The following is a 4,131-nucleotide window of genomic DNA, read 5'->3' on the forward strand; positions in this document are numbered from 1 at the left end:
GGCATGATGAGGCCACCGGCCCAAGCTTTATCACTCACGCCGGTATGAGTGGGGATGGTCAGATACGGCATCAAAGCGAAGGCCGTGGTGCCGCTGTCGTTGCCCCAGAGGTTCTGTTTATAGCGCAAGGTGATGTCGCCAAAGCCGGTCGTGCGCGTGCTGTCACCGCGCTCAGACTCACCCGCGATGGCGTGGCTGTTCACGATGACCTGGAGATCTGAGTCGTGACGGATGCCCATCTTGAAATTGATCTGTCCGTAGATCCACTGGTCCGCGGAGCCGATGCCCTTGTTCGCATCACGGCTGTAGTCGAAGAAGCTCGCCTCGATCTGAAACATGCCCGCCGGGACCGAATAGGGTGACTCCGTGGTGTCAGGTCGATCCGTGCTCATCTCGCGGACAGGCTCGACGGCGGCGAGCTGTGAAACCGCGATGAGCAGGCTGAGAAAGGAAAGCTTGGTTCGCATGGCAATTTTAGGCTGGGCTAAGACTGGCAGTTTCGCTCAATCTCGCAAGTGCTAGTTTTAGCCTGGGCTAACTTTCCTGCCTTCACCCGAGAACTTCCGCTTTTCCTCCCGCTTGTTTCCGCTACTCATCCGGCCCGCCCATGCCACCCGCCAAGCGCCAGGAAACCACCGCGCACGTTCACTCTCCCGCGATCGAAGACTATCTCGAGCAGATCCACAATCTGATCGAGGGAAAGGGCTACGCCCGCGTGGTGGACATCGCGAAGAACCTGGAAATCTCCCAGGCCAGCGTGACGAACATGATTCAGCGGCTGGATGCTGAGGGATACGTCATCTATGAGCGCTATCGCGGCGTGGTGATGACAGACGCAGGGAAGAAGATCGGCCAGGAGATCGCCCGGCGGCATGAAGTGCTCACGCGCCTGCTCTCCGGCTTCGGTTTGGACCCAAAGACCGTGCATGAAGATGTGGAAGGCATGGAGCACCACATGAGTCGCCAGACGCTCGACGTACTGACGCTGCTGATGGAGGAGCTGGAGGGGAACCCCGAGCTGCTGAAGAAGCTGAAGAAGCGGCTGACAAAGGCCGGGGCGTGACGAGAAGCGGCGATTGAGAGAAATTCACCCCGTGATTTGCACGGCTGGTTTGGCGTGCTAGGCTCGCCCTCCACCTCCAAAAGCACACACCATGGGAAAGACACTCTTCGCTAAAGTTTGGGAATCACACGCCGTCGGAAAACTGTCGAACGGACAGACACAGCTTCTCATTGATACCCATCTGGTGCATGAGGTGACGAGCCCGCAAGCCTTTGGCATGCTTCGCGACCTGAATCTGAAGGTCGCCTACCCGCACCGCACCTTTGCTACCGTCGATCACATCGTCCCCACGGACAGCCAGGTTTCTCCCTTCGCCGATCCTTTGGCGGAAGCCATGATCCAGGAGCTGAACAAGAACGCCAAGGACTTCGGTATCACCTATTTCAGCCTTAGCAGCGGCAAACAGGGCATCGTCCACGTTGTCGGACCTGAGCAGGGCATCACCCAGCCCGGCACCACCATCGCCTGCGGTGACTCCCACACGGCCACGCATGGCGCCTTCGGAGCTATCGCCTTCGGCATCGGCACCACCCAGGTGCGCGACATTCTGGCCACGCAAACCATGGCGCTGAGCCCCATGAAGGTCCGCCGCATCAACGTGGACGGCCAGCTCCGCCCCGGCGTGTATTCGAAGGACGTGGCCCTCCACATCATCCGCCTGCTCGGTGCCAATGGCGGCATCGGCTACGCCTACGAATACGGCGGCAGCACCTTCGATGGCTTCACGATGGAAGAGCGCATGACCGTCTGCAACATGAGCATCGAAGGCGGTGCCCGCTGCGGTTATGTGAACCCGGACGAGAAGACCTTCGAGTATCTCAAAGGCCGCAATTACTCCCCGAAAGGCGCTGCCTGGGAGAGCACCGTCACCCAATGGCGCGCGGTCGCTTCGGATGCCGACGCCGTCTATGACGACATCGTCAACATCAAGGCCAAAGACGTGCCACCGACCGTCACCTGGGGCACCAGCCCTGACCAGGCCATCTCCGTGACCGAAAACGTGCCGAAGCCTGAAAGCGCCGCCACGGAGCCCGGCCGCATCTCCATCCAGGAAGCTCTCGACTACATGAAGCTCCCCGCCGGTCAGCCCATCAAGGGCACCAAGATCGACGTCGCCTTCATCGGCTCCTGCACCAACGGCCGCATCAGCGACTTCCGCGAAGTGGCGAAGTTCATCAAGGGCCGCAAAGTCGCCGCTGGCGTGAAAGCCATCGTCGTCCCCGGCAGCCAGGTCGTCGATGTCATCGCCCGTCAGGAAGGCCTCGACCAAATCTTCACCGACGCCGGCTTCGAATGGCGCAACGCGGGCTGCTCCATGTGCCTCGCCATGAACCCTGACAAGCTCGTCGGCGACCAGCTCTGCGCCAGCTCCAGCAACCGCAACTTTAAAGGCCGTCAAGGCAGCCCCACAGGCCGCACCGTCCTCATGAGTCCCGTCATGGTCGCCGCCGCCGCACTTACCGGCAGCATCGCCGATGCCCGTGAGGTCTTCTCCATCGCGGGCTGATCTGCGCTGGCAGACTGTCTGCCCGTGCGTGGCATCAGCCCGCCGGGCCGACATGAGGTCGGTTCATTCAAGGATGGCAAGGACTCAAGCTGGTGACTTATTGACCAACACGGTCAGTTAAGCCCGTTCTTTGGCTCCCTCTGCACCCATCCAGCCATAGGCTTTCATAAGCCAGACCACTCATGTCCCAAGCCAGTAACACCCGCCGCGTCGTCCTCGCCAGCTTCATCGGCACCACCATTGAGTGGTATGATTTTTTCCTCTACGTCACCGCCTCCGCGCTGGTGTTTGGGAAGCTCTTCTTCACTCAAATGGACCCACTGGCGGCCACGATGGCTTCATTTGCGACGAACGCGGTCGGCTTTTTCGCACGACCACTCGGTGGCATCGTCTTCGGTCACTTTGGCGACAAGCTCGGGCGCAAGTCCATGCTCGTCACCACGCTGATGATGATGGGCCTGGCCACTTTCGGCATTGGCCTGCTGCCAACGTATGACCAGGCGGGCATCCTCGCGCCCATCCTGCTGGTCTCGCTGCGTTTCATCCAGGGGCTGGGCGTCGGTGGTGAATGGGGCGGTGCGGTGCTCATGGCCGTGGAGCATGGGAAGGCGGGGCAGCGCGGCTTTTTGGCGAGCTGGGTACAGGCTGGCGTTCCCATCGGCCTGCTGCTGGCCACCGCCGTCTTTCGCACGCTTTCTTCCGTCATTCCGGAGGAATCCTTCCTCGTCTGGGGCTGGCGCATTCCGTTCTTGATAGGCATCCTGCTTCTCGGCGTGGGCATGTTCATCCGTCTGCGCATTTTGGAGAGTCCGGTATTCACCGAGGCCAAAAAAAGCAACTCCACCACCGAGATGCCCATCTTCGAGGTCATCCGCCGCTATCCGCGCAATGTCCTGCTCGCCATGGGCGCGCGCTTTGGTGAGAACGCCTTCTTCTACATCATCACCGCCTTCGTGCTCACCTACGCCACGCAGCAGGCGGGCTTCACCAAAGATCAAGTGCTCCAGGCCGTGCTCATCGGCTCCGGCGTGCAGTTCTTTGTTATTCCCTTCTTCGGCTGGCTCTCGGACCGCATCGGCAGGCGGCCCGTGTACATCGGCGGAGCCATCTTCATCATCCTCTTTGCCTTCCCCTTCTTCTGGCTCATCGACCTCCGCTCCACCACGGCGCTCGCATTCGCCATCACGCTCGGCCTCATCATCCACAGCGCCCTGTATGGCCCGCAGGCCGCCTTCTTTTCAGAGCTGTTCGGCACACGCGTGCGCTACAGCGGCGCTTCACTCGGCTACCAGCTCGCCTCGCCACTCGCAGGTGGCCTCGCCCCGCTCATCGCCACCGCCTTGCTCGCCAGCTCCGGCGGCAAACCTTGGCCCATCGCTCTCTATCTCATCGGCATGGCCGGGATCACCATCATCTCCGTCTGGCTCGCTGAGGAGACGAATGTGAAGTCGCTCGATCAATCCTAGGCCGTGTTTGAAAACCTGTCGATTGGCAAAGTTGAAGGGGTGGTGTAAATAAGGCGACCGATGAAAACACAACGCTTCGCATGGTGGGGGCCGCT

4 protein-coding genes are annotated in these 4,131 nt (G+C 60.8%); 3 read left to right on the plus strand and 1 reads right to left on the minus strand.

All coding sequences use genetic code 11. From position 1 onward, the window contains the following. Positions 1-467: transporter (locus AC6FTP_RS25845; RefSeq protein WP_497209780.1), on the minus strand; the 467-nt coding region annotated here is incomplete at its 3' end. Between the two features lie 140 nt (positions 468-607). On the opposite strand from AC6FTP_RS25845, the gene mntR reads away from it, so the two are divergent. The 3 genes from mntR to AC6FTP_RS25860 all read left to right on the plus strand — a co-directional run bounded on the left by mntR (position 608) and on the right by AC6FTP_RS25860 (position 4,036). Further along, the gene (mntR, locus tag AC6FTP_RS25850; RefSeq protein WP_497209781.1) at positions 608-1,063 is read left to right on the plus strand and encodes a transcriptional regulator MntR; all 456 of its coding nucleotides are present in this window, start codon (positions 608-610) and stop codon (positions 1,061-1,063) included. Positions 1,064-1,154: 91 nt separating this feature from the next. Continuing rightward, on the plus strand, positions 1,155-2,570 hold the full coding sequence (leuC, locus tag AC6FTP_RS25855; RefSeq protein WP_497209782.1) for a 3-isopropylmalate dehydratase large subunit: 1,416 nt from the start codon (positions 1,155-1,157) through the stop codon (positions 2,568-2,570). A 182-nt stretch (positions 2,571-2,752) separates the two neighbouring features. Beyond that, positions 2,753-4,036, plus strand: coding sequence for an MFS transporter (locus AC6FTP_RS25860; RefSeq protein ID WP_497209783.1), 1,284 nt, complete (start codon positions 2,753-2,755; stop codon positions 4,034-4,036). Positions 4,037-4,131: the final 95 nt, after the last annotated feature.

This window comes from Prosthecobacter sp., from assembly GCF_044378005.1.
GTDB lineage: Bacteria > Verrucomicrobiota > Verrucomicrobiia > Verrucomicrobiales > Verrucomicrobiaceae > Prosthecobacter.

Bases quoted from the DNA above. Each gene is read 5' to 3' on its own strand.
- AC6FTP_RS25860 (WP_497209783.1), top strand. From the start codon at position 2,753: ATGTCCCAAGCCAGTAACACCCGCCGCGTCGTCCTCGCCAGCTTCATC.
- mntR (WP_497209781.1), top strand. From the start codon at position 608: ATGCCACCCGCCAAGCGCCAGGAAACCACCGCGCACGTTCACTCTCCC.
- leuC (WP_497209782.1), top strand. From the start codon at position 1,155: ATGGGAAAGACACTCTTCGCTAAAGTTTGGGAATCACACGCCGTCGGA.